24 protein-coding genes are annotated in these 24,748 nt (G+C 49.6%); 23 read left to right on the top strand and 1 reads right to left on the bottom strand.

Translation table 11 applies throughout. The features are described 5' to 3' along the window. Positions 1-160: 160 nt before the first annotated feature. The 7 genes from pxpB to nei all read left to right on the top strand — a co-directional run bounded on the left by pxpB (position 161) and on the right by nei (position 5,934). Positions 161-817: a 5-oxoprolinase subunit PxpB gene (pxpB, locus tag OK023_RS12475; protein ID WP_317693038.1), complete on the top strand. Its 657-nt coding sequence runs from the start codon at positions 161-163 to the stop codon at positions 815-817. Then, entirely contained in the window at positions 811-1,737 is a 927-nt protein-coding gene (gene pxpC / locus OK023_RS12470; protein WP_317693037.1) for a 5-oxoprolinase subunit PxpC, read from the top strand. Before pxpB ends, pxpC begins: the two co-directional genes overlap by 7 nt. Next, positions 1,734-2,501 (top strand): 5-oxoprolinase subunit PxpA, encoded by a 768-nt coding sequence (gene pxpA / locus OK023_RS12465; RefSeq protein WP_317693036.1) that lies wholly within the window; start codon positions 1,734-1,736, stop codon positions 2,499-2,501. Before pxpC ends, pxpA begins: the two co-directional genes overlap by 4 nt. A 57-nt stretch (positions 2,502-2,558) precedes the next feature. Further along, positions 2,559-3,290 carry a DUF969 domain-containing protein gene (locus tag OK023_RS12460; RefSeq protein ID WP_317693035.1) on the top strand — a complete coding sequence of 244 codons (732 nt, stop codon included), beginning with the start codon at positions 2,559-2,561 and terminating at the stop codon, positions 3,288-3,290. Continuing rightward, entirely contained in the window at positions 3,287-4,294 is a 1,008-nt protein-coding gene (locus tag OK023_RS12455) for a DUF979 domain-containing protein (RefSeq protein WP_317693034.1), read from the top strand. The genes OK023_RS12460 and OK023_RS12455 overlap by 4 nt, the downstream gene beginning before the upstream one ends. Positions 4,295-4,302: 8 nt before the next feature. Then, positions 4,303-4,947: a pyroglutamyl-peptidase I gene (gene pcp / locus OK023_RS12450; RefSeq protein ID WP_317693033.1), complete on the top strand. Its 645-nt coding sequence runs from the start codon at positions 4,303-4,305 to the stop codon at positions 4,945-4,947. A 195-nt stretch (positions 4,948-5,142) separates the two neighbouring features. Beyond that, the gene (gene nei, locus OK023_RS12445; protein WP_317693032.1) at positions 5,143-5,934 is read left to right on the top strand and encodes an endonuclease VIII; all 792 of its coding nucleotides are present in this window, start codon (positions 5,143-5,145) and stop codon (positions 5,932-5,934) included. An 80-nt stretch (positions 5,935-6,014) separates the two neighbouring features. Here nei and OK023_RS12440 read toward each other — a convergent pair whose 3' ends face one another. Next, positions 6,015-7,304 carry a citrate synthase gene (locus tag OK023_RS12440; RefSeq protein ID WP_317693030.1) on the bottom strand — a complete coding sequence of 430 codons (1,290 nt, stop codon included), beginning with the start codon at positions 7,302-7,304 and terminating at the stop codon, positions 6,015-6,017. Positions 7,305-7,936: 632 nt separating this feature from the next. Here OK023_RS12440 and sdhC point away from each other — a divergent pair. The 16 genes from sdhC (at position 7,937) to tolA (ending at position 24,706) form a co-directional block, all read left to right on the top strand. After that, positions 7,937-8,326, top strand: coding sequence for a succinate dehydrogenase cytochrome b556 subunit (gene sdhC, locus OK023_RS12435; protein WP_317693029.1), 390 nt, complete (start codon positions 7,937-7,939; stop codon positions 8,324-8,326). Then, complete coding sequence (gene sdhD, locus OK023_RS12430; protein ID WP_317693028.1) at positions 8,320-8,667, top strand: succinate dehydrogenase membrane anchor subunit; 348 nt, start codon at positions 8,320-8,322, stop codon at positions 8,665-8,667. Before sdhC ends, sdhD begins: the two co-directional genes overlap by 7 nt. Further along, on the top strand, positions 8,668-10,434 hold the full coding sequence (sdhA, locus tag OK023_RS12425; RefSeq protein WP_317693026.1) for a succinate dehydrogenase flavoprotein subunit: 1,767 nt from the start codon (positions 8,668-8,670) through the stop codon (positions 10,432-10,434). Positions 10,435-10,450: 16 nt separating this feature from the next. Next, on the top strand, positions 10,451-11,167 hold the full coding sequence (locus OK023_RS12420) for a succinate dehydrogenase iron-sulfur subunit (RefSeq protein ID WP_317693025.1): 717 nt from the start codon (positions 10,451-10,453) through the stop codon (positions 11,165-11,167). Between the two features lie 271 nt (positions 11,168-11,438). Then, entirely contained in the window at positions 11,439-14,246 is a 2,808-nt protein-coding gene (sucA, locus tag OK023_RS12415; protein ID WP_317693024.1) for a 2-oxoglutarate dehydrogenase E1 component, read from the top strand. A gap of 17 nt (positions 14,247-14,263) precedes the next feature. Further along, complete coding sequence (gene odhB, locus OK023_RS12410; RefSeq protein WP_317693023.1) at positions 14,264-15,472, top strand: 2-oxoglutarate dehydrogenase complex dihydrolipoyllysine-residue succinyltransferase; 1,209 nt, start codon at positions 14,264-14,266, stop codon at positions 15,470-15,472. Between the two features lie 119 nt (positions 15,473-15,591). Further along, a complete protein-coding gene (gene sucC / locus OK023_RS12405) occupies positions 15,592-16,758 on the top strand; it encodes an ADP-forming succinate--CoA ligase subunit beta (RefSeq protein ID WP_317693022.1) in 1,167 nt (388 codons plus the stop codon). After that, positions 16,758-17,630: a succinate--CoA ligase subunit alpha gene (sucD, locus tag OK023_RS12400; protein WP_317693021.1), complete on the top strand. Its 873-nt coding sequence runs from the start codon at positions 16,758-16,760 to the stop codon at positions 17,628-17,630. Before sucC ends, sucD begins: the two co-directional genes overlap by 1 nt. A 1,042-nt stretch (positions 17,631-18,672) precedes the next feature. After that, positions 18,673-20,241 carry a cytochrome ubiquinol oxidase subunit I gene (gene cydA, locus OK023_RS12395; RefSeq protein WP_317693020.1) on the top strand — a complete coding sequence of 523 codons (1,569 nt, stop codon included), beginning with the start codon at positions 18,673-18,675 and terminating at the stop codon, positions 20,239-20,241. A gap of 15 nt (positions 20,242-20,256) precedes the next feature. Next, complete coding sequence (cydB, locus tag OK023_RS12390) at positions 20,257-21,396, top strand: cytochrome d ubiquinol oxidase subunit II (protein ID WP_317693019.1); 1,140 nt, start codon at positions 20,257-20,259, stop codon at positions 21,394-21,396. Positions 21,397-21,413: 17 nt separating this feature from the next. Further along, complete coding sequence (gene cydX, locus OK023_RS12385) at positions 21,414-21,527, top strand: cytochrome bd-I oxidase subunit CydX (protein ID WP_317693018.1); 114 nt, start codon at positions 21,414-21,416, stop codon at positions 21,525-21,527. After that, positions 21,527-21,823 (top strand): cyd operon protein YbgE, encoded by a 297-nt coding sequence (gene ybgE, locus OK023_RS12380; protein WP_317693017.1) that lies wholly within the window; start codon positions 21,527-21,529, stop codon positions 21,821-21,823. The genes cydX and ybgE overlap by 1 nt, the downstream gene beginning before the upstream one ends. Before the next feature lie 130 nt (positions 21,824-21,953). Beyond that, positions 21,954-22,358: a tol-pal system-associated acyl-CoA thioesterase gene (gene ybgC / locus OK023_RS12375; RefSeq protein ID WP_317693016.1), complete on the top strand. Its 405-nt coding sequence runs from the start codon at positions 21,954-21,956 to the stop codon at positions 22,356-22,358. Next, positions 22,355-23,038 (top strand): Tol-Pal system protein TolQ, encoded by a 684-nt coding sequence (gene tolQ / locus OK023_RS12370; RefSeq protein ID WP_317693015.1) that lies wholly within the window; start codon positions 22,355-22,357, stop codon positions 23,036-23,038. Before ybgC ends, tolQ begins: the two co-directional genes overlap by 4 nt. 12 nt (positions 23,039-23,050) lie before the next feature. Continuing rightward, positions 23,051-23,479, top strand: a complete 429-nt coding sequence (gene tolR / locus OK023_RS12365; protein ID WP_317693014.1) for a colicin uptake protein TolR — start codon at positions 23,051-23,053, stop codon at positions 23,477-23,479. A gap of 78 nt (positions 23,480-23,557) precedes the next feature. Then, the gene (gene tolA / locus OK023_RS12360; protein WP_317693013.1) at positions 23,558-24,706 is read left to right on the top strand and encodes a cell envelope integrity protein TolA; all 1,149 of its coding nucleotides are present in this window, start codon (positions 23,558-23,560) and stop codon (positions 24,704-24,706) included. The last annotated feature ends 42 nt before the right edge of the window (positions 24,707-24,748 follow it).

Raw genomic sequence — 24,748 nt, 5'->3', positions numbered from 1 at the left:
GTTGAACCCGTTAATAATACTAACCCCCTTATTTACCAATAAGTTATTCTCTTGACAGTGGGCATGGTGCCACACATAACAGATAAACCTTACAAATAATAAATGTCAGATTAAGCCAACTACGCTGTGGTATGAAAGACGACGTTATAAGGAGATTAGGGTGCAACGAGCACGATATTATCTACTGGGGGAACGCGCTGTAGTGCTTGAATTGGCACCACCCGTGACGTTACACAGCCAACAGCGCATCTGGGCATTGGCGGAAAAATTAACCCAACACAGCGATGTGCAGGAAGTGGTTCCTGGCATGAACAATCTGACGTTACTGCTGCATACGCCAAAAGCAGATGCCGATGCGATGATTGCACTTTTGCGGCAGGGTTGGGAAGGAAGCGAAAGTCTGGAGCTCGAATCTCGTAATGTGGATATCCCGGTTATCTATGGCGGTGAGTATGGGCCTGATTTGGATGAAGTGGCTCAGCATACTGGCATGACGGCGAAGCAGGTTGTTGAATGCCATTCGTCGGCGCTCTATGTGGTTTACTTCCTCGGCTTCCAGCCTGGATTTACTTACCTTGGAGGAATGCCTGAAAGGCTTGCTACCCCACGTCGTGCAGAGCCACGTTTGTCAGTTTCTGCTGGTTCGGTAGGCATAGGCGGAGAACAGACGGGTATCTATCCATTGGTGACTCCTGGTGGTTGGCAATTGATTGGCCGTACCTCTCTGGCGTTGTTTAATCCTAAAGAAATGCCGCCGACGCTGCTGCGCCCGGGCGATAACGTGCGTTTTGTGCCACAGAAGGAAGGCGTATGTTGAAAATTTTGCGCGCGGGTATTTACACCACGATTCAAGATCTTGGGCGGAACGGTTTCCGGCAGTTGGGGGTCAGCCAAGGAGGTGTTCTTGATGTGCCTGCAATGAAAATCGCTAACTTGCTGGTGGGGAATGCACCTGATGCGGCAGGTCTTGAGATTACGTTAGGGCAGTTTAGTGCCGAATTTACCCGCCCCGGTTGGATCGCGTTAACGGGGGCAGGCTGCGATGCACAACTGGATGATAAGCCTGTGTGGACCGGCTGGCGTTATCCAGTGAAAAAAGGCCAACGGCTGACGCTGAAATTACCTAAACATGGGATGCGCAGTTATTTGGCGCTTTCCGGTGGGATCGCCGTCCCAAAAGTATTGGGGTCCTGCAGTACCGATATCAAAGCAGGTTTTGGCGGATTTGAAGGTCGGCAATTAAAAGAAGGCGATAGTTTGCCGCTGGGCAAGTCGCAAAAATTACCATCGCGCAGTATCGGCGTTAAACAACTACTGTCTAGTAACCGTATCCGTGTCATTCCCGGGCCTGAATATGATGAATTTAGTGTGAAAGCGCAGGAGGACTTTTGGCGAACGGCTTGGCAGCTTAGCCCCCAGAGTAACCGAATGGGTTATCGTCTGTATGGCAGCAGTACCCTAACGCGCACGACTGAACGTGAAATGCTTTCCCACGGCCTTTTGCCGGGAGTGATTCAGGTTCCCCATAATGGTCAACCTATCGTGCTGATGGCTGATGCGCAAACGACCGGTGGTTATCCGCGTATTGCCTGCGTTATCGAAGCCGATCTCTACCACTTAGCTCAGATCCGTCTGGGCGAGACAATTCGTTTTGTCTCCTGTACGTTAGTTGAGGCGCAGCAAGCCAAAGCTGAGCAGGACCACTTTATTCAACAGATTGCCTGGGGGATTAAATGATCGTCGATTTAAATGCCGATCTCGGTGAAGGTTGTGCCAATGATGAGGCGCTGCTGCAATTGGTGAGTTCTGCCAACATTGCCTGTGGTTTCCACGCGGGAGATGCTCAGACCATGCGTCAGTCAGTACGCTGGGCGATGCAGTACGGTGTAGCAATTGGTGCACATCCCAGTTTCCTCGATCGTGAAAATTTTGGCCGTACCCGTATGCAATTACCTGAGGAGACGGTTTATGCACAAGTTGTCTATCAGCTAGGCGCGCTGGCTGCGATTACGCATGCAGAGGGGGGAGTCATGACCCATGTTAAACCCCACGGTATGCTTTACAACCAGGCTGCAGTGGAACCTGCATTAGCCGACGCGATTGCCAGAGCTGTGCTGGCGGTCAGCCCGGCATTGTGTTTGGTTGGGTTGGCTGGCAGTGAGCTTATCCGGGCTGGCGAGAAACTGGGGTTAGCAACCAGGCAAGAGGTTTTTGCCGATCGCGGTTATCAGGCTGATGGCACTTTGGTACCTCGTGGGCAGCCTGGGGCACTGATCGCCAGTGACGAGCAGGCGCTGGAGCAAACCTTAGAGATGGTGCGTCACCATCGGGTGCGAACCATTAGCGGAAGTTGGGCTGCTGTTCAGGCAGAAACTGTCTGCCTGCACGGGGATGGCGAACATGCTTTGGTTTATGCTCGTAAACTGCGAGCGAGCTTTGCCCAACATAAAATTACTGTCAGTGCAGAATTAAGAAATACTCAAAGTGAAAATAAAATATAACCCAATGAATTTTAATTAATTGATTGGAAGGGAAAGGGATAATAGAGGGATAGTCATATGGAGCAAACCGTAAATCTCTGGCCGCTGATTGGTATTGTCGCGATAGTGGTTGGATTTCTTTTACGCTTTAACCCGGTGTTGGTGGTGATCGCTGCGGGTATTATCACCGGATTGTCGGCGATGATGCCTTTGGATGTGATTTTGGAAAAGCTGGGTGAAGGGTTTCTCAATACTCGCAACTTGCCTTTGATCTTGTTATTACCCCTGGCTGTTATCGGTCTGTTAGAGCGCCACGGATTGAAAGAACGGGCGCAGGCTTGGATTGCCAAAATCAAAAGTGCTACCGCAGGGCGTTTACTGATCGTCTACCTGTTTGTCAGGGAAGTGACAGCCGCAATGGGGCTGACAAGCCTGGGTGGGCATCCGCAAATGGTGCGTCCGTTATTGGCTCCGATGGCGGAGGGGGCAACTGAAAGCCGTTATGGTCAGTTGCCGGAAGCAGTACGCAATCGCTTGCGTGCGATGTCTGCCGCAACGGATAACATCGGGCTGTTTTTTGGTGAAGATATCTTCGTCGCTTTTGGTGCGATTATCTTCATGCATAACTTTATGCTGGAATCTGGTGGTATTCAGACTGAACCGTTGCATATTGCACTTTGGGGGATTCCAACGGCGATCTTTGCGTTCTTGATCCACGCTTTCCGTTTGTATCGTATGGATAAAAAATTATCGGTTGAACTTGCCAAACTCAACCGTGCTGCGCTGCAGGCGAAAGGGGATGGCCAATGAATTTCCAGCAGCAGTACTTATACTGGTTGGCGGGGATTGTATTACTGATCGTTGCTGTGATGTCTTTTCGCGATCGCGCTAACCCACGCCGTATTACAACAGGCCTGTTCTGGGCATTGTATGGACTGATTTTCCTGGTGGGAGATTGGACTTATGAACTACTGGGAAGTGGTGTAGAAGCTAAACGTCAATTGCACATTGTTGTGGGTGTATTTGTGGTGGCAATGGCCTTGATCGCCGGTTTTGGTGGCGTTCGTCTCGGCAGTTACCACCAACGTAGCCCACAAGAGAGAGAGGCTAGTGCCAAACGACTGGGGAATCGGTTGTTTATTCCAGCGCTGGCGATCCCGATAGTGACTGTGATCGGTGTGCTGTTGTTCAATAATATTCCAGCGTTGCAACTTGCCGTCTTTGGCAGCGGTAACCATGCGACATTGATAACGTTGTTCTCTATGACCGTGGGTTGCCTGTTGGGGCTAATTGTTGCAGTGAAGATGACCCATGAAAATGCATTACAACCGGTTCAGGAAGCTCGCCGCCTGTTGGACTCCATCGGTTGGGCATTTATCCTGCCACAGATATTGGCTACTCTCGGTCTCCTATTTACTACCGCTGGTGTTGGTACCGCTATTTCTCATTTGACGCAGGAATATCTGGCAGTAGATAACCGCTTTATTGCTGTGGCTGTGTATGCCGTTGGTATGGCAGTGTTGACGATGGTGATGGGGAATGCTTTTGCGGCCTTTCCGATTGTTACGGCGGGCATTGGTATTCCTATTCTGGTGCTGCAACACGGTGGTAACCCGGCGGTGATGGCGGCAATAGGTATGTTTTCCGGCTATTGCGGCACGTTAATGACCCCAATGGCAGCCAACTTTAATATTGTACCGGCGGCATTATTGGAGTTGCCGGACAAGAATGCGGTTATCAAAGCGCAGATCCCGACTGGGATCACGTTGTTGTTGGTTAACGTGTTCCTGCTTTATTTCATGATGTTTCTATAGGTGAACACATGCGGAAGGTATTGATTACCGGTTTTGAACCCTTTGATGGTGAGCATGTAAACCCTTCCTGGGAAGTGGTGAAACGGCTTAACGATCTGGAGCTTGCTGGTGTGCATATTGTTGTGCGTCAGTTGCCTTGTGTTTTTGGTGAGGCATTGGTGGTATTAAACGCGGCCATTGATGAGGTACAGCCGGCAATGATCCTGGCGATTGGCCAGGCAGGTGGGCGTACCGATATCACGCTAGAAAGGGTAGCGATTAACATTAACGATGCTCGTATCCCAGATAATCAGGGGCAACAGCCGATCGATCAGGCTATTGTAGAGGGTGGCCCCGCAGCCTATTTCAGCACGTTGCCCATCAAAGCGATGGTCAACGCCATGCGTGATGCCGGCATTCCTGCTACGGTATCGCAAACGGCGGGGACTTACGTTTGCAACCACGTCATGTACGGTCTGTTACACCGCTTAAGCGGGCAGAAACAGGTACGGGGTGGTTTTATCCATATCCCTTATCTACCTGAGCAGGCCACGTTACATCCCGGTGCACCAAGTATGTCTGCCCATACGGTATTAGTCGCTCTGGAATTGGCGATTTCTGTCGCTTTGCAGGTAGAGCAGGACCTAAAGCTAGAAGGAGGAGCCACACACTGAAGAATTGGAACCTATTCCAGTGGGTGCTGTAAGCGTTAGGCAGTTTGGATACAGCAGCATATAAGAACCGTTGCACACACAGTTTGCGAGGATCCTGGGTTATGTTCAGGAGCCAAATGAGTAGCGATATATCGCACTTAATGGATAGGTTTTTGTTTTTCAGTAAATTGGGCCTATGAATCAAGGAGCTACCCTATGCCGGAAGGACCAGAAATCCGCCGGGCTGCAGACCAACTTGCGGCGGTGATGATTGGTCAGCCGCTCACTACAGTCTGGTTTGCCTTTCCACAGCTGAAGCACTATCAGGCTGAATTGATCGGCGGCACTATTACTTCCATACAACCGCGTGGTAAAGCCTTGTTAACTCACTTTTCCACTGGGCTGACGATGTACAGCCATAACCAACTTTATGGCGTATGGAAGATTGCATGGGCAGGTGAAACGCCGCAAACCAAACGTGACCTGCGTGTTAGATTGGAAACTGCCGAGCGGGCAATCTTGTTGTACAGTGCTTCTGATATTACTCTCGCACCGAGAAGTGAGATCGAACAACATCCGTTTTTACAGCGAATTGGCCCAGATGTGCTGGATAGCGCTGTTACCGAGCAACAGGTGGAACAACGCCTGCTGTCTGCGGCATTTTGCAAGCGGCAACTGGGTGGCATGCTGCTGGACCAATCTTTTCTGGCGGGGTTGGGTAACTATCTGCGAGCAGAGATTTTGTGGCAAGCGCAATTGGCACCCGCGCATAAACCGCAGGATTTATCGCTGGATCAACGGCATAAATTGGCGCAGGCGTTACTGGAAATTCCTCGTATTTCTTACCATACTCGCGGGCAAGTGGATGGTGGCCATCATCATGGGACGGTGTTCAGTTTCAAAGTGTTCCATCGCAGTGGTGAGCCCTGCCTACGTTGTGGCGGTATGATAGAAAAGATATCGCTGTCGTCGCGGCCATTCTATTGGTGCCCGCTATGCCAGAAATGACTGATAAAAAACGCCGCCCAGTTGGGCAGCGTTGAGTTGGCGGTAAACCCTGTGGGGAAAGGGGGTTACCTCAGAACGGTTTATTTTTTAACCTGAGAAACGAACTCACGTTCTGCATACCCGGTGTACAGCTGGCGTGGGCGTGCGATCTTGATGCCTTCATCGTGCATTTCGTTCCAATGAGCAATCCAGCCAATGGTGCGGGCAATGGCGAAGATAACGGTGAACATTGAAGAAGGAATACCCATGGCCTTCAGAATAATTCCTGAATAGAAATCGACATTTGGATACAGTTTTTTCTCGATAAAGTAAGGGTCGTTGAGCGCAATGTGTTCCAGCTCCATCGCAACGTCTAACAGATTGTCGTCTTTCTTGTTCAGCTCTTTCAGTACTTCATGGCAGGTTTCGCGCATTACGGTAGCACGCGGATCGTAGTTCTTGTATACACGGTGGCCAAAGCCCATCAGGCGGAATGAGTCGTTCTTGTCTTTGGCACGTCTGATGAATTCCGGAATGTGTTCAACGGTTTTTATCTCTTCCAGCATTTTTAATGCGGCTTCGTTAGCACCGCCGTGAGCTGGCCCCCAAAGGGATGCGATACCCGCTGCAATACAGGCAAACGGGTTGGCCCCGGAAGAACCTGCAGTACGTACGGTCGATGTTGATGCGTTTTGCTCGTGATCGGCATGCAAGATCAGAATACGATCCATGGCACGTTCCAGTACTGGATTCACCACATATTCTTCACAAGGTGTTGCAAACATCATGTGCAGGAAGTTACCTGCATAGGATAGCTCGTTACGCGGGTAGACAAATGGCTGCCCTTGGGAATATTTGTAACACATTGCTGCAACGGTAGGCATTTTGGACAGCAGGCGGAACGCAGTGATTTCGCGGTGACGTTCGTTATTGACGTCGAGAGCATCGTGGTAGAAAGCAGCTAGCGCACCGGTCACACCACACAGGACCGCCATGGGATGTGAGTCACGGCGGAAACCACGGAACAGATGGGTGATCTGGTCATGGATCATGGTGTGGCGCGTCACGGTAGTTTTAAAGGTTTCGAACTCTTCTGCCGTCGGGGTCTCGCCGTATAAAAGGATGTAACACACTTCTAGATAGGAAGATTGCTTCGCTAACTGTTCGATAGGAAAGCCGCGGTGCAGCAAAATGCCTTTGTCGCCATCGATGAAAGTGATTTTGGATTCGCAGGAAGCGGTAGAAGTAAAACCGGGGTCGAACGTGAAGTAACCTTTAGAACCTAGTGCCCGTACGTCAATAACGTCGGGGCCCAGTGTTGGGGTGAGTACGCCCAGTTCGATCATAGCTTCGCTATTATTGATATGTAGCGTCGCTTTCTTATCAGTCATTTACAGTCTCCTTAAGCGCCTTATTTAAAAACCTCTAACAACTGAAATACCTTAAATCTCTGTAGGTTGCCCACAATAAAGTGGTACGGACGCTAACTCTGTGAGGAACAGCGCAAATGCGCAAAGTAAAATACAGAGTGCTACCCATGTAAATGAGACGGGTTACCAGCCGTTAATGATCCATCGGAATTCATTATTTTCTGTTAATCATTGCCTACGATAATTTTAGAGTTTTAACCAAATACACTGTTGCATAACTTGTGCTTAGGGGGAAGTGTACTGTTGACCGGTAGCGCATCATAGGATTGATTGCCATGCTATTTGTAATGTAAATGTTGAACTCTTGTCAAATCAGATAATTAATTTTGTATTAATTGTGGTAATCGTGATCTGAATCACTGTTCGAGGGAAATGTTACTAAAGGGATTGTATGGGAATTGTAATGGGAATGTGAACCTCCTATACTGCCGCCAGGTCTCCGGATTACCCTGAAGTAGGAGCACCCAGCGTATAAAACGCGCCGTTTGAACTCAAGGGATATTGATGTTTAAGCGTGTGACGTATGAGTGTTTTACTCTTGACGCTGTCTGATCCCCACCCAGGCCCGGAGGAAGGAAAATAATAAGAGCTGTGTGGGCAAAACTGTGAAAAAACAAAGACCTGTCAACCTGAATCTGCAAACGATTCAGTTTCCTGTAACTGCGATAGCGTCCATCTTACACCGAGTCTCTGGCGTAATCACTTTCGTCGCTGTGGGTATTCTTCTCTGGCTGTTGGGTATCTCTCTCTCTTCTCAGGAAGGTTTCCTCCAAGCTGCCGCCATCATGAATAGCTTCTTCGTGAAATTTATCTTGTGGGGAATACTCACCGCGCTCGCCTATCACATTTGCGGTGGCATCCGTCACCTGTTGATGGATTTTGGCTATATCGAAGAGAGTTTAGCCGCAGGTACCCGTTCTGCCCAGATAGCGTTCGGTCTTACCGTTCTGCTATCAATTCTGGCTGGAGTGCTCGTATGGTAAGCAACGTTTCTGCGTTAGGACGTAACGGCGTACACGACTGGTTGTTAATTCGTGCTTCCGCAATCGTTATCACCCTGTATGTTCTTTATATTCTGGGCTTTGTTGTTATGGCTCCAGATATGACCTATGAAATTTGGCGTGGTTTCTTCGCCGCTCCTATTACGAAAGTATTCACCTTGCTGACGTTGTTGTCGATTCTGGTTCATGCCTGGATTGGAATGTGGCAGGTGCTGACGGACTATATCAAACCACTGGCGTTACGCTTGGTGCTGCAACTGGTCATCGTTGTCGCATTATTGGTCTATTTACTGTACGGAACAATCGTAGTGTGGGGGGCTTAAATGAAACTGCCAGTCAGAGAGTTTGATGCAGTTGTGATCGGTGCGGGCGGCGCAGGTATGCGTGCAGCGCTGCAGATTTCTCAAGCGGGCTCAACCTGTGCTTTGCTTTCCAAGGTATTTCCTACCCGTTCCCATACTGTGTCTGCACAGGGGGGTATTACTGTTGCCCTAGGTAATAACCATGAAGACAACTGGGAATGGCATATGTATGACACGGTGAAAGGTTCCGATTATATCGGAGACCAAGAAGCCATTGAGTATATGTGTAAAACCGGCCCGGAAGCTATTTTGGAACTGGAACACATGGGGCTGCCGTTCTCACGCTTGGACGATGGCCGTATTTATCAGCGCCCGTTCGGTGGCCAATCGTTAAACTTTGGTGGTGAACAGGCGGCACGAACCGCAGCAGCGGCTGACCGTACCGGGCATGCGCTACTACATACGCTTTATCAGCAAAACCTGAAGAATCACACCACTATTTTCTCCGAATGGTATGCACTGGATCTGGTGAAAAATCAGGATGGTGCAGTAGTCGGTACAACGGCCATCTGTATCGAAACCGGTGAAGTGGTGTACTTCAAGGCTAAAGCAACCGTGTTGGCGACAGGCGGCGCAGGCCGTATTTATCAATCCACGACCAATGCCCATATTAATACCGGCGATGGCGTCGGTATGGCATTGCGCGCTGGTGTGCCAGTACAGGACATGGAAATGTGGCAGTTCCACCCAACGGGGATCGCGGGTGCCGGTGTATTGGTAACCGAAGGTTGTCGTGGTGAAGGTGGCTACCTGCTGAATAAACATGGCGAACGTTTCATGGAGCGTTACGCACCAAACGCCAAAGATTTGGCGGGTCGCGATGTAGTCGCTCGCTCAATAATGATCGAAATTCGCGAAGGCCGTGGCTGTGATGGTCCTTGGGGCCCGCATGCCAAACTGAAACTGGATCACTTGGGTAAAGATGTTCTGGAATCGCGTCTACCAGGTATTTTGGAACTGTCACGCACCTTTGCACACGTTGATCCGGTGAAAGAACCGATCCCGGTTATTCCAACCTGTCACTACATGATGGGCGGTATTCCAACCAAAGTGACCGGTCAGGCGTTGACCGTGAATGAAAAAGGCGAAGATGTAGTGATCCCTGGCTTGTTTGCCGTTGGGGAAATTGCCTGTGTATCAGTACATGGTGCTAACCGTCTGGGCGGTAACTCGTTGCTGGATCTGGTGGTGTTTGGCCGTGCCGCCGGTATGCACTTGCAGGAATCTTTGGCAGAACAGGGCGAAAGCCGCGATGCCAGCGAATCCGATGTGGAAGCCTCTCTGGAGCGTCTCAACCGTTGGAATAATACTCGCTCGGGTGAAGACCCGGTAGAAATTCGCAAGGCATTACAAGCCTGTATGCAGAATAACTTCTCTGTGTTCCGTGAGGGTGATGCGATGGCAAAAGGTTTGGAAGAGCTGAAAGTGATCCGCGAGCGTCTGAAGAATGCTCGTCTGGATGATACTTCGAGCGAGTTTAATACTCAGCGTATCGAATGCCTAGAGCTGGATAACCTGATGGAAACCGCTTATTCCACTGCGGTTTCTGCCAACTTCCGTACGGAGAGCCGTGGTGCGCATAGCCGCTTCGATTTCCCTGAGCGTGACGACGCGAACTGGTTATGCCATTCGCTGTATTTGCCGCAATCAGAGAGTATGACGCGTCGTGAAGTGAATATGCAGCCTAAACTGCGTGCGGCATTCCCGCCGAAAGTGCGTTCTTACTAATTGCGGAGCTCGATTGATGAAACTTGAATTCTCTATCTATCGCTACAATCCGGATGTTGACAACGCGCCGTATATGCAGGACTTCACTCTGGAAGCGGCAGAAGGTCGAGACATGATGCTGTTGGATGCGTTGATCCAACTGAAAGAAGGCGATCCGACGTTATCGTTCCGCCGTTCTTGCCGTGAAGGTGTGTGCGGTTCAGACGGTCTCAACATGAATGGTAAAAACGGTTTGGCCTGTATTACTCCGATCTCGTCATTGCGTAAGGGCAATAACAAGATCGTAATTCGCCCGCTGCCGGGGTTACCCGTTGTGCGCGATCTGGTGGTTGATATGGGGCAGTTTTATACCCAATACGAAAAGATCAAGCCGTTCTTGCTGAATGATGGTAAGAATCCGCCTGCGCGTGAGCATCTGCAGTCGCCGGAAAGCCGGGCCAAACTGGATGGTTTGTATGAATGTATCCTCTGTGCCTGCTGTTCAACTTCTTGTCCCTCTTTCTGGTGGAACCCTGACAAGTTTGTGGGGCCGGCTGGCCTGTTGGCAGCATACCGTTTCCTGATCGATAGCCGTGATACGGAAACGGAAGCACGCTTGGATTCTCTGGACGATGCATTCAGTGTTTTCCGCTGCCATAGCATCATGAATTGTGTCAATGTGTGTCCAAAGGGCTTGAATCCGACGCGTGCGATCGGTCATATCAAGTCTATGCTGCTGCAAAGAGGCGCATAAATAGCATGAGTTCGCGCCGGATATTTTCTTCCGGCGCAGTTCTCTTGGTGGAGGGAGTCTCTAAAAACTGACCCGTGATTGTGGCAATAAACAGTCAGGTTCGTCCCGCCAGTTTTTAGAGGTTCCTTGTAAGGGACCGCAAGGTCCAAAACAGAACGTGCATTTAAGGTTTTAAGCACGTCGAGTGAACCGTTTTTACGGCAAACCGTACCATTACGGTAATTATGTCAACCACGGCGAAAACTGAAGCTTTAAAGCTTAAGGGATCATAATGCAGAACGGCGCAATGAAGGCCTGGCTGGATTCCTCCTATCTGGCGGGCGCGAACCAGTCCTACATAGAGCAGCTCTATGAAGACTTTTTGACCGATCCGAGTTCCGTTGAAGATAGCTGGCGTTCCATTTTCCAACAGCTACCCACTGCGGGTGTTAAACCCGATCAGCTCCACTCCCAAACGCGAGATTACTTCCGCCGCATGGCGAAAGACTCTGCTCGTTACAGCACCACTATTAACGATCCTGATACCGATGCCAAACAGGTAAAGGTACTACAGCTGATCAATGCGTTCCGCTTTCGTGGGCATCAGCATGCAAATCTTGATCCTCTTGGGCTATGGAAGCAAGAGAGAGTTCCAGATCTCGATCTTGCCTATCACAATCTGACCGAGGCCGACTTCCAGGAAACCTTCAATGTGGGGTCTTTTGCTATTGGCAAAGAAACCATGAAGTTGGGTGACTTGTATGCAGCATTGAAGCAGACCTACTGTTGTTCGATTGGTGCAGAGTATATGCACATCACTAATACCGAAGAGAAACGCTGGATCCAACAGCGTATTGAATCGGTAGCGGGGCAAGCTAGCTTTACTGTTGATGAGAAACGCCGTTTCCTGAGTGAACTGACTGCTGCTGAAGGGCTTGAGCGTTACTTAGGGGCCAAGTTCCCTGGTGCAAAACGTTTCTCACTGGAAGGTGGTGACGCACTGGTGCCGATGCTTAAAGAAATGATACGGCATGCAGGTAAAAACGGCACACGTGAAGTGGTATTGGGTATGGCCCACCGTGGTCGTCTGAACGTGTTGATCAACGTTCTGGGTAAAAAACCAGCAGACCTGTTCGATGAGTTTGCCGGTAAACACAAAGAACACCTTGGCACCGGTGACGTGAAATACCATCAGGGTTTCTCTTCCGATGTGGAAACCGAAGGCGGTATGGTTCACTTGGCGCTGGCATTTAACCCATCGCATCTGGAAATCGTGAGTCCGGTTGTTATGGGGTCGGTCCGCGCTCGTCGCGATCGTCTTGATGAAGCACGTAGTAACATGGTGCTGCCAATCACTATCCATGGTGACGCAGCCATTGCCGGTCAGGGGGTGGTTCAGGAAACGCTGAACATGTCGCAGGCCCGTGGTTACGAAGTCGGCGGGACAGTGCGGATCGTCATTAACAATCAGGTTGGCTTCACCACTTCCAATCCGCTAGATGCACGTTCTACACAATACTGTACCGATATCGGCAAGATGGTACAGGCACCTATTTTCCACGTAAACGCTGACGATCCTGAAGCGGTAGCCTTTGTCACCCGTTTGGCATTGGATTTCCGTAACACCTTTAAGCGTGACGTCATGATCGATTTGGTCTGCTACCGCCGTCATGGGCACAATGAGGCCGATGAGCCAAGTGCAACCCAACCGGTGATGTATCAGAAGATAAAGAAACATCCGACGCCACGTAAACTCTATGCTGATGTTCTGACCGGCCAGAGTGTCATCAGTCTGGAAGATGCCACGGAAATGGTCAACCTGTACCGTGATGCGCTTGACCGTGGCGACTGTGTGGTTGACGAGTGGCGGCCAATGAATCTGCATTCCTTTACTTGGTCGCCTTACCTCAACCATGAGTGGGATGAGGAGTATCCAAGCAAGGTTGAGATGAAGCGCCTTCAGGAATTGGCTCGCCGCATCAGTAGTGTGCCAGAGGCAATAGAGATGCAGTCGCGTGTCGCCAAAATTTATGGTGACCGTGCTGAAATGGCCGCAGGTAACAAACCGCTTGACTGGGGAGCCGCTGAGACATTGGCTTATGCCACACTGGCAGATGAAGGCATTCCGATCCGAATTTCGGGTGAAGATGCTGGCCGTGGCACCTTCTTCCATCGCCATGCCGTTATACACAACCAGCAAAACGGTTCTGTCTATGTGCCGCTATCTAATATCCACAGTGGTCAAGGCGAGTTCCGCGTTTGGGACTCAGTGCTGTCGGAAGAGGCCGTGTTGGCATTCGAATATGGGTACGCTACCGCAGAACCGCGCACTTTAACCATTTGGGAGGCGCAATTTGGCGATTTTGCTAACGGCGCACAGGTGGTTATCGACCAGTTCATCAGCTCTGGTGAACAGAAATGGGGCAGGATGTGCGGCTTGGTTATGTTGTTACCACATGGTTACGAAGGGCAGGGGCCTGAACACTCCTCTGCACGTCTTGAACGTTACCTGCAACTGTGTGCTGAACAGAACATGCAAGTGTGTATCCCATCTACCCCTGCGCAGGTTTACCACATGCTGCGCCGTCAGGCATTGCGTGGTATGCGCCGTCCACTGATTGTCATGTCACCTAAATCGCTGTTGCGTCATCCGCTGGCTGTTTCCTCATTGGATGAACTGGCAAGTGGCACTTTCCAACTGGCTATCGGTGAAATAGACGATCTGGAGCCGAAAGCGGTCAAACGAGTGGTGTTGTGTTCCGGTAAGGTTTACTACGATCTGCTGGAACAGCGCCGTAAGAATGACCAGAAAGATGTGGCGATTATCCGTATCGAACAACTGTATCCGTTCCCACATCAGGCTGTTCAAGCCGTATTGGAACAGTATGCCCATGTGCATGATTTTGTCTGGTGCCAAGAAGAGCCGCTGAACCAAGGGGCATGGTATTGCAGCCAGCACAATTTCCGTGAAGTGATTCCGTTTGGCGCTTCTTTACGTTACGCCGGGCGTCCAGCTTCCGCCTCTCCTGCGGTTGGTTATATGTCCGTACACCAGAAGCAGCAACAGGCCCTGGTGAGTGACGCATTGAATATTGAATAAAAATTAAGGGAAAGCTGATGAGTAGCGTAGATATTCTGGTGCCAGATCTTCCTGAATCAGTTGCCGATGCAACAGTGGCCACTTGGCATAAAAAGCCAGGTGATACTGTGAATCGTGACGAAGTTTTGGTTGAAATTGAAACTGACAAGGTTGTTTTGGAAGTCCCCGCCAGTGAGACGGGTGTCCTTGATGCGCTTCTGGAAACTGAAGGCGCGACCGTTACTTCACGTCAGATCCTTGGTCGTATCCGTCCGGGTGATAGTTCTGGCAAGCCAACCGAAGTGAAAAGCCAAAGCGTTGAATCTACCCCTGCGCAGCGTGCCACCGCGAGTCTGGAAGTTGGGAGTAATGAAGCACTCAGCCCGGCTGTCCGCCGCTTGCTTGCAGAACATGATCTCGATGCCGCCGCGATTAAAGGCAGTGGAGTCGGCGGCCGGATTACGCGTGAAGACGTAGAAACTCACATCGCCGCTGACAAAAAGCCTGCCGCTGCTCCTGCCGTTGCACCACAGCCGGTCTTGAGTGGTCGTAGTGAAAAGCGTGTGCCAATGACGCGTCTGCGTAAACGCGTGGCTGAGCGTTTGTTGGAAGCGAAGAACAGCACAGCAATGCTGACGACCTTCAACGAAATCAACATGCAACCGATTATGGATCTGCGCAAGCAGTATGGTGAGGCTTTCGAAAAACGTCATGGTGTGCGTCTGGGCTTTATGTCCTTCTACATCAAAGCCGTAGTCGAAGCGCTGAAACGCTTCCCTGAAGTTAATGCCTCCATCGACGGTAGCGATGTGGTTTACCACAACTACTTTGATATCAGTATCGCGGTATCTACCCCGCGTGGCTTGGTAACGCCAGTATTACGTGATGTAGATGCGCTGGGAATGGCTGATATCGAGAAAAAAATCAAAGAGCTGGCAATAAAAGGCCGTGATGGAAAATTGACAGTGGAAGAGCTGACTGGTGGAAACTTTACTATTACCAACGGCGGCGTATTCGGTTCACTGATGTCAACTCCGATCATCAACCCACCACAGAGTGCCATTCTTGGCATGCATGCGATCAAAGATCGCCCGATGGCGGTTAATGGTCAGGTTGTGATCCAGCCAATGATGTACTTGGCTCTGTCTTACGATCATCGTCTGATTGATGGGAAAGAGTCTGTGGGTTATCTGGTGACGGTAAAAGAAATGCTGGAAGATCCGGCTCGTTTGCTGCTGGACGTTTAATTCCTGCACGGGCGCGGCGATGCTGCGCCCACTCAGTGTGCTATGTAGCCGACAAGTGATGCGGGCATTCCGCTAAAGTGACTCGGCTGAAATTTTCTGACCTGAATGGATACAACATCATGAATTTACACGAATATCAGGCAAAACAGCTGTTTGCTCGGTATGGTATGCCTGCACCAACCGGTTACGCCTGTACCACACCGCGTGAAGCAGAAGAAGCTGCATCTAAAATTGGTTCCGGCCCGTGGGTAGTGAAATGTCAGGTTCATGCTGGCGGCCGTGGCAAAGCGGGTGGTGTTAAGGTCGTTAACAGCAAAGAGGATATACGTGCTTTTGCTGAAGCTTGGCTGGGTAAACGCCTGGTGACTTATCAGACGGATGCTTTGGGGCAACCTGTTCATCAGATCCTGGTGGAAGCGGCAACCGACATCGATAAAGAACTCTACTTGGGTGCAGTGGTTGACCGTGCAAGCCGCCGTGTCGTGTTTATGGCTTCCACCGAAGGTGGTGTTGAGATTGAGAAAGTTGCGGAAGAAACCCCGGAACTGATCCACAAAATGGTTATTGACCCGCTGGCAGGTCCACAGCCTTATCAGGGACGTGAGCTGGCATTTAAACTGGGTCTGACGGGCAAGCAAGTTAGCCAGTTTGCCAAGATTTTCATGGGGCTTGCCACACTATTCCTTGAGCGCGATCTGGCTATGGTTGAGATTAACCCGTTGGTGATCACCAAGCAGGGCGATCTGGTGTGTCTGGATGGTAAACTGGGCGCTGATGGCAACGCACTGTTCCGTCAGTCTGAACTGCGTGAAATGCGAGATCCTTCTCAGGAGGATGAGCGTGAATCTCGTGCAGCTCAGTGGGAACTGAACTACGTTGCACTCGACGGTAACATTGGTTGTATGGTTAACGGTGCCGGCTTGGCCATGGGTACCATGGACATCGTTAAATTGCATGGTGGCGAACCAGCTAACTTCCTCGATGTGGGCGGTGGTGCAACCAAAGAGCGTGTGACCGAAGCCTTTAAAATTATCCTGTCTGATGACAAGGTGAAAGCGGTACTGGTGAATATTTTTGGTGGTATTGTACGCTGCGATCTGATCGCTGACGGCATTATTGGCGCAGTCGCTGAAGTGGGCGTGAATGTCCCGGTGGTGGTGCGTCTGGAAGGAAACAATGCCGAGCTGGGAGCCAGAAAACTGGCAGACAGTGGTTTGAATATCATTGCTGCGACCAGTCTGACTGATGCTGCTCAGCAAGTTGTTGCTGCAGTGGAGGGGAAATAATGTCCATTTTAATTGATAAGAACACCAAAGTAATTTGTCAGGGTTTCACCGGTAGTCAAGGGACCTTCCACTCTGAGCAGGCTATCGCGTATGGCACCAAAATGGTTGGAGGCGTAACGCCTGGCAAAGGTGGCACTAAACATTTGGGCTTACCGGTGTTCAATACCGTGCGTGAAGCCGTCGAAGCAACGGGCGCTACCGCATCGGTGATTTATGTGCCAGCACCTTTCTGTAAAGACTCCATTCTGGAGGCAATCGATGCTGGTATTAAACTGATCATCACGATTACTGAAGGTATCCCAACCCTGGATATGCTGACGGTGAAAGTGAAGCTGGACGAAGCGGGTGTACGCATGATTGGCCCGAACTGCCCAGGTGTGATCACCCCAGGTGAATGCAAGATTGGCATCATGCCAGGTCACATCCACTTGCCAGGCAAGGTGGGTATTGTTTCGCGTTCAGGCACACTGACTTATGAAGCGGTTAAACAAACGACCGACGCTGGATTAGGGCAGTCTACCTGTGTTGGTATCGGCGGCGACCCGATTCCTGGCTCTAACTTTATCGATATTCTGAAGATGTTCCAGGAAGACCCGCAGACAGAAGCGATTGTCATGATCGGTGAGATTGGCGGGAGTGCGGAAGAAGAGGCGGCAGCCTATATCAAAGAGCATGTAACCAAACCGGTTGTTGGTTATATTGCTGGCGTAACTGCGCCTAAAGGTAAGCGTATGGGCCATGCTGGAGCCATCATAGCGGGTGGGAAAGGGACCGCAGATGAAAAATTTGCGGCTCTTGAAGCGGCAGGCGTTAAAACGGTTCGTAGCCTGGCTGACATTGGTGACGCAGTGAAGGCGATTCTGAGTCGTTAATCCGCGTTACAAGCAAACTAGGCCATGTCCCTCAATTTACCGCCAGTGGCGCTTGCGTGCAATTGAGGGACACAGCCTAGAACGATACGTTTGGCCACCTTTAGGGTGGCCTTTCTATACCAACGAAATAGCAAAACAACGGTGGTAATACAAAATTGTCGTATTTGCTCCAAAGTATCGACCACACCCATCGCCTTTTAAGCGTCATCTGTGTTGTCTACCTGCTGTTACCCCAATCACTTTGTCTATCAAGCATCTGGAGGTTGCCTACACGTAACTTGAAGTCACGTGGGTACAACGATACGATTAAATTTTTAATTTGATTTATGAATGCTTAACAAATAATGAATTGGGCATTGAGCTGCTGAAATTTCCTTGAGGAAATAAAAAGTTAATAAATATCGAGTAAATAAATTTAATTAATACAGTTAAGGTTATATTTAATTACATATCATTAACACAATGATATTGATAAAAAATAATTAAACTTTCGTGTAACATATTCTTAGATGAATTATGCAGAAATATGCAATGAATCTGGAAATAATACGCGGATAATATTAAATTGTTTGAGATCAAAATAAACCAAAACAGCTATCAGGGCCGTTTCTTGACCTATAGCCAGAAGTCTAACCCACTTCACACAAAAACCTATTTATCGTGTGGGATTTGACGAGTATCATGCCATCGTGTAATTAGGGATGGTTTATCTTGTTGCATTTCTTACCCGCTCTCGGTTTTCATTGGTGCATTTGCGTTGGGTCTCTGCGGCCCTGCTAAGAATGTGTGGTTGAAAGCAGAGAGTTTGAAAATTTGTTGTGTTTAAGAGCATTCACTGCGGGACGTTACTGGTTACTCCATACAGGGCTTTATCCTTGATAATTTGAGTTGCAGAATGGTGGCAGGTTCGTAACCTCTAAAAGCATATAAAAACATGCGGTTGGAGTGAGCGAATACGGTCATCATATGCAAATTTAAGTATGAGGGGGTAAATACCGATAACCGCAAGTCGGAGTCTTCCTGCGAGGAGCAAGGAGTCAAGATGTTTGATATTGTCGAACTGTCACGTTTACAGTTTGCTTTAACGGCGATGTATCACTTCCTATTTGTCCCATTAACGCTCGGCATGGCGTTTTTGCTGGCAATCATGGAAACGGTATATGTGTTGTCTGGCAAACAAATTTATAAAGATATGACCAGATTCTGGGGAAAGTTATTCGCAATCAACTTTGCTCTGGGTGTGGCTACCGGGTTGACCATGGAGTTCCAATTCGGGACTAACTGGTCATATTTCTCTCATTACGTCGGTGACATCTTTGGGGCTCCATTAGCCATCGAAGGTTTGATGGCGTTCTTCCTTGAATCGACACTGGTCGGCCTGTTCTTCTTCGGTTGGGATCGCCTAAGCAAGATACAGCATATGACGGTTACTTGGCTTGTGGCTCTCGGTTCAAACCTTTCTGCATTGTGGATACTGGTTGCTAACGGATGGATGCAGAACCCGATCGCATCTGATTTTAACGTTGAAACCATGCGTATGGAGATGGTGAGCTTCTCTCAACTGGTTCTCAACCCGGTAGCTCAGGTGAAGTTTGTTCACACCGTAGCTTCAGGCTATACCACTGGTGCTATGTTCATTCTAGGTATCAGTTCCTACTATCTGCTGAAAGGGCGTGACGTTGCTTTTGCTAAACGTTCGTTTGCCATTGCTGCCAGTTTCGGTATGGCGGCGATACTTTCCGTTATTGTGCTGGGTGATGAATCCGGTTACGAAATGGGCGACGTGCAAAAAACCAAACTTGCTGCCATTGAAGCTGAATGGGAAACTCAGCCACCTCCGGCTGCTTTTACGCTGTTTGGTATTCCGAATCAGGAAAGGATGGAAAACTCCTTTACGATTCAGATCCCATGGGCACTTGGCCTGATTGCAACTCGTTCCATTGATACACCGGTTATTGGCTTGCGGGATCTGATGGCACAGCACCAGGTACGTATTCGCAACGGCATGAAGGCTTACCAGCTTCTGGAAGAGTTACGCAGTGGTAATACTGATCCAGCAGTTAGAACCGCGTTCAACGATGTCAAGCAGGACCTGGGCTATGGGATGCTGTTGAAGCGTTATACTGATAACGTTCCCAATGCAACAGAAGAACAGATCCAGCAGGCAACCAAAGATTCGATCCCGCGCGTTGCTCCGCTGTACTTTGCTTTCCGTATCATGGTGGCGTGTGGCGTGATCATGCTGTTCATTATTGGTATGTCATTCTGGAGCGTAATGCGTAACCGGATCGGTGAGAAAAAATGGCTGCATCGTGCTGCGCTGTACGGCATACCATTACCGTGGATCGCAGTAGAAGCTGGTTGGTTCGTAGCTGAATATGGCCGTCAGCCGTGGGCTATTGGTGAAGTATTGCCAACTGCAGTTGCAACCTCTTCACTCACCACCGGGCATGTTCTCTTCTCGATGGGGCTGATTTGTGGTTTGTATACCCTGTTCCTGGTGGCTGAATTGTACCTGATGTTCAAATTTGGGCGCATGGGGCCAAGTAGCCTGAAAACTGGCCGCTATCACTTTGAACAACCGACTGCCCACGTGCAGGAAGCTCGCTAAACAGGAGTCCACGATATGTTTGAATATGAAGTACTACGATTTATCTGGTGGGTTCTGGTTGGCGTTTTGCTGATCGGTTTTGCGGTTACCGACGGTTTCGATATGGGGGTCGGTATTCTGGTGCGCATTATCGGTAAAACCGATACCGAACGCCGGATAATGATCAACGCTATCGCTCCACATTGGGACGGTAACCAAGTGTGGTTGATTACTGCAGGTGGTGCATTGTTCGCCGCTTGGCCGATGGTTTATGCTGCTGCGTTTTCTGGCTTCTACGTTGCCATGATCTTGGTACTTGCCGCTTTGTTCTTCCGACCGGTCGGTTTTGATTACCGTTCCAAGTTGGAAAACAGCCGCTGGCGTAACATGTGGGACTGGGGCATCTTTGTCGGCAGTTTCGTGCCAGCACTGGTATTTGGTGTAGCATTCGGCAATTTGCTTCAAGGTGTGCCATTTCATATAGATGAATACCTGCGTCTGTTCTATACCGGCAATTTTTTCCAGTTGCTTAATCCGTTCGCCTTGTTGGCCGGTATCGTGAGCTTAACTATGTTGTTGACTCAGGGGGCGACCTATCTTCAGATGCGAACCACGGCTGAGATTCATCTGCGTTCGCGCGCGGCTGCGCAGATTTCTGCCTTAGTGATGGCAGTATGTTTTCTGTTGGCAGGGATCTGGCTGGTGAAAGGCATTGACGGTTTTGTTGTGACTTCAGTTCTGGATACAGCGGCGGAATCTAACCCACTGCGTAAAGAAGTCGCACATCAGGCTGGCGCTTGGCTAATTAACTACAACAAGTATCCGATCCTGTGGGTGTTACCGGCGTTAGGCGTTATTTTGCCATTCGTCACAATCCTGTTCTCTCGTTTGGAGAAAGGGGCGCTTGCATTCTTGACTTCATCACTAACGATCGCCTGTGTGATTTTGACGGCAGGGGTAACCATGTTCCCGTTTGTGATGCCTTCAAGCACTGTGCCTAACGTTAGCCTGACAATGTGGGATGCGACTTCCAGCTTACTGACGCTGAAAGTGATGACCATTGTCGCGATTATCTTTGTGCCTATCGTTCTGGCGTACACCATCTGGTCGTACTACAAAATGTTTGGGCGTCTGGATAAGAACTTCATTGAAAACAACAAGCATTCACTGTACTAAGCCAAAGGAGCTAAACCATGTGGTATTTTGCCTGGATCCTCGGAACGCTTCTTGCCTGCGCGTTTGGTATTATCACTGCGCTGGCACTTGAGCACAGTGAAGATTCAAAAGCACAGCACGACGGTAAGTGATGAGTTCTTCGCTCGCTGATAAGCTCTACGCGCTCACTGATAAGGGCCCTGTGCGGGCCCTTTCATTGGTGATGGCATTAACTTTGGCTGGGTTTGTTTTTTGGGACCCTACCCGTTTTGCAGCGCGCACCAGTTCATTGGAGATATGGCAAAGTATATTCCTTATCTGGGCGGTGTGTGCTGGCATGGTTCACGGCGTTGGGTTTCGCCCACATAGCCCGTTCTGGCGAGCGTTTTTTGCGCCATTACCTGCCATTGTCATCTTGGCAGCAGGATTACTTTACGTTTCTTTATAATCTGCTGTACGTGCCATTCTATGGGCCATTCTGGCCCATAATTATTTTCATTACCATCTGGTTACCCATTCCCAACCCGATCTGTCTTGCGTATAGTAACAACGTTAAATCGCATTGGTTTGGAAGTATCGTGAGTAATACGTTGTTTCGATGGCCGGTCCGTGTCTACTATGAGGACACCGACGCCGGAGGTGTGGTTTACCATGCCCGCTACGTCGCTTTTTATGAAAGAGCGCGCACAGAGATGCTGCGTCAACATGATTTTCATCAACAGCAGTTGCTCAGTGAACATATCGCTTTCGCCGTCCGGCGTATAACGGTGGATTATCTGCTTCCGGCTCGCCTTGACGATATGCTGGAAGTGCAGAGCGAAATCACCTCAATACGTGGGGCATCTCTTACGTTTGCTCAACGCATTGTTAATTCTGACGGTACTCTTTTGAGTCAGGCCGATGTATTGATTGCATGCATTGATCCACACCAAATGAAGCCGATAGCGCTTCCTAAGTCTATTGTCGCGGAGTTTAAGCAGTGACTGACATGAACATCCTAGATTTATTCTTGAAGGCGAGCCTGCTGGTTAAGCTTATCATGTTGATTCTGATATGTTTCTCAGTGGCGTCCTGGGCGATTATCATTCAGCGTACTCGCATCCTGAATGCGGCAACGCGCGACGCAGAGGTTTTTGAAGACAAATTCTGGTCGGGTATCGAGCTTTCGCGTCTATATCAAGAAAGTCAGGCGCGTCGAGATAGCCTGACGGGTTCTGAACAGATTTTCCATGCCGGTTTCAAAGAGTTTGCCCGCCTGCATCGTGCTAACAGTAATGCACCTGAATCGGTGATCGAAGGTGCTTCACGTGCTATGCGCATCTCTATGAATCGTGAACTGGAAACATTGGAAACCCATATTCCTTTCCTTGGAACCGTCGGTTCTATCAGCCCGTATATTGGTCTGTTTGGAACGGTGTGGGGGATTATGCACGCCTTTATCGCACTTGGTGCCGTTAAGCAGGCTACTTTGCAGATGGTAGCGCCAGGTATTGCTGAAGCGTTGATCGCAACAGCGATCGGTCTGTTTGCCGCAATCCCTGCCGTTATGGCCTATAACCGCCTTAACCAGCGTGTTAACAAGCTTGAGCAGAATTACGACAACTTTATGGAAGAGTTTACCGCTATTCTGCATCGCCAGGCTTTCTCTAGGGATAGCAAATAAGTAGGAGGTTGCATGGCGAAAGTTCGTGGTCGTAACCGTCGTGAGCTGAAGTCGGAAATCAACATTGTTCCCTTGTTGGACGTATTGCTGGTGTTGTTGCTGATTTTTATGGCAACTGCCCCCATCATTACGCAAAGTGTTGAGGTTGATTTACCTGATGCCACCGATTCAAAAACGGTATCTAGCAGCGACAATCCCCCAGTCATTCTGGAGGTTTCAGGTGTGGGGCAATACACACTGGTAGTAGATCACAATCGTATGGAGTGGTTACCGCCAGAACAGGTTGCCGCCGAAGCCAGATCGCGTTTGGCTGCTAACCCTAAGACGATCTTTTTGATCGGTGGAGCAAAAGAAGTTCCTTATGATGAAATTATTAAAGCATTGAATATTCTTCGTGAGGCAGGTGTCGCTTCCGTTGGGTTGATGACCCAGCCAATTTGACAGTAAGGTGAGTGGCAATCCGGCTTCAGTATCTCTGATGCTGAAGCCTATTTAAGCACCAGTTTTTGGGACTCTATTTTGGTAAAGGCAACTGAACAAAACGATAAGCTGAACCGCGCCGTTATTGTTTCGGTAGTTCTGCACTTCATATTGATTGCCCTGTTGATTTGGGGATCGCTGCATGAAAACGCTGAAATGAGCGCAGGTGGAGGAGGCGATGGTTCCGTCGTTGGTGCAGTGATGGTCGATCCTGGTGCTGTGGTGGAACAGTATAATCGCCAGCAGCAGCAGAGCAGCGATGCAAAACGAGCCGAAAAGCAGCGCCAAAAAAAGGCGGAGCAACAGGCGGAAGAGCTACGACAGAAACAGGCTGCAGAGCAGCAGCGTCTAAAAGAACTTGAGCAAGAACGTTTAGCTGTGCAGGAGAAAGCAGCACAGGACGCTAAATTGCAGGCGGAGCAGCAAAAGAAAGCGGCAGAACAGCAGCGGCAGGCTGTAGAGCAGCAAAAAGCAGCAGAAGCAGCTGCAGCGAAAGCTAAAGAACAGCAGAAAGCCGCTGAACAGGCGTTAGCTAGCGCTAAAGCTGAGGCGGAAAAAATAGCCAAAGCGCAGGCTGAGGCACAGAAACAGGCCGAAGCTGAAGCCAAGAAACAAGCCGCAGCCGCTGCAGCTAAGAAACAAGCTGAAGAGGCTAAAAAAGCCGCGGAAGCTGCCGAGAAAAAAGCTGCTGCTGAGGCTGAAAAGAAAGCCGCCGCAGCAGAGAAAGCCGCTGCTGCCAAGAAAGCTGCTGAAGAGAAGAAAAAGGCCGCCGCTGAAGCAGCCAAACAGTCTGCGGAAGTGGATGATTTGTTTGGTGGTTTGGCGGATGGTAAAAATGCACCAAAAGGTGGTGGAGCCAAAACCCAAGGTGATGGCAAGCCTGCTGGACAAGGTAATGCTAAAACTGCAGGGGCAAGTGGTGCTGATTTGGACAGCTATGGTAGCCAGATACAGAATGCGGTGAAAAATAAATTCTACGACTGGACGTCCTATAAAGGGCGTACGTGCAGATTGAGAATCAAACTTGGCCCGGATGGTTTCTTGATCGATGCGAAAGTTGAGGGCGGAGATCCTGCACTTTGCCAAGCGGCTCTGGCCGCTGCTCGGCAAGCGAAAATACCTAAACCACCAAGTAATGAAGTGTATGAAGCATTTAAGAATGCACCAATTGACTTTAATCCTCAGTAAGTTGTAGAAGTTGTTTGAGTAAAGTTTACACGACGCCGCCAA

This window comes from Serratia sp. UGAL515B_01 (genome assembly GCF_033095805.1).
Taxonomy (GTDB): Bacteria; Pseudomonadota; Gammaproteobacteria; order Enterobacterales; family Enterobacteriaceae; genus Chania.
Note: the sequence above shows the minus strand (reverse complement) of the source record. Positions and strands in the feature narration are given on the sequence as shown.

Excerpts from the sequence above, each read along its gene's own strand:
- pxpC (WP_317693037.1), top strand. The coding sequence starts at position 811 with ATGTTGAAAATTTTGCGCGCGGGTATTTACACCACGATTCAAGATCTT.
- pxpA (WP_317693036.1), top strand. The coding sequence starts at position 1,734 with ATGATCGTCGATTTAAATGCCGATCTCGGTGAAGGTTGTGCCAATGAT.
- OK023_RS12460 (WP_317693035.1), top strand. The coding sequence starts at position 2,559 with ATGGAGCAAACCGTAAATCTCTGGCCGCTGATTGGTATTGTCGCGATA.
- OK023_RS12455 (WP_317693034.1), top strand. The coding sequence starts at position 3,287 with ATGAATTTCCAGCAGCAGTACTTATACTGGTTGGCGGGGATTGTATTA.
- pcp (WP_317693033.1), top strand. The coding sequence starts at position 4,303 with ATGCGGAAGGTATTGATTACCGGTTTTGAACCCTTTGATGGTGAGCAT.
- nei (WP_317693032.1), top strand. The coding sequence starts at position 5,143 with ATGCCGGAAGGACCAGAAATCCGCCGGGCTGCAGACCAACTTGCGGCG.
- OK023_RS12440 (WP_317693030.1), bottom strand. The coding sequence starts at position 7,304 with ATGACTGATAAGAAAGCGACGCTACATATCAATAATAGCGAAGCTATG.
- sdhD (WP_317693028.1), top strand. The coding sequence starts at position 8,320 with ATGGTAAGCAACGTTTCTGCGTTAGGACGTAACGGCGTACACGACTGG.
- sdhA (WP_317693026.1), top strand. The coding sequence starts at position 8,668 with ATGAAACTGCCAGTCAGAGAGTTTGATGCAGTTGTGATCGGTGCGGGC.
- OK023_RS12420 (WP_317693025.1), top strand. The coding sequence starts at position 10,451 with ATGAAACTTGAATTCTCTATCTATCGCTACAATCCGGATGTTGACAAC.
- sucA (WP_317693024.1), top strand. The coding sequence starts at position 11,439 with ATGCAGAACGGCGCAATGAAGGCCTGGCTGGATTCCTCCTATCTGGCG.
- odhB (WP_317693023.1), top strand. The coding sequence starts at position 14,264 with ATGAGTAGCGTAGATATTCTGGTGCCAGATCTTCCTGAATCAGTTGCC.
- sucC (WP_317693022.1), top strand. The coding sequence starts at position 15,592 with ATGAATTTACACGAATATCAGGCAAAACAGCTGTTTGCTCGGTATGGT.
- sucD (WP_317693021.1), top strand. The coding sequence starts at position 16,758 with ATGTCCATTTTAATTGATAAGAACACCAAAGTAATTTGTCAGGGTTTC.
- cydA (WP_317693020.1), top strand. The coding sequence starts at position 18,673 with ATGTTTGATATTGTCGAACTGTCACGTTTACAGTTTGCTTTAACGGCG.
- cydB (WP_317693019.1), top strand. The coding sequence starts at position 20,257 with ATGTTTGAATATGAAGTACTACGATTTATCTGGTGGGTTCTGGTTGGC.
- cydX (WP_317693018.1), top strand. The coding sequence starts at position 21,414 with ATGTGGTATTTTGCCTGGATCCTCGGAACGCTTCTTGCCTGCGCGTTT.
- ybgE (WP_317693017.1), top strand. The coding sequence starts at position 21,527 with ATGAGTTCTTCGCTCGCTGATAAGCTCTACGCGCTCACTGATAAGGGC.
- tolR (WP_317693014.1), top strand. The coding sequence starts at position 23,051 with ATGGCGAAAGTTCGTGGTCGTAACCGTCGTGAGCTGAAGTCGGAAATC.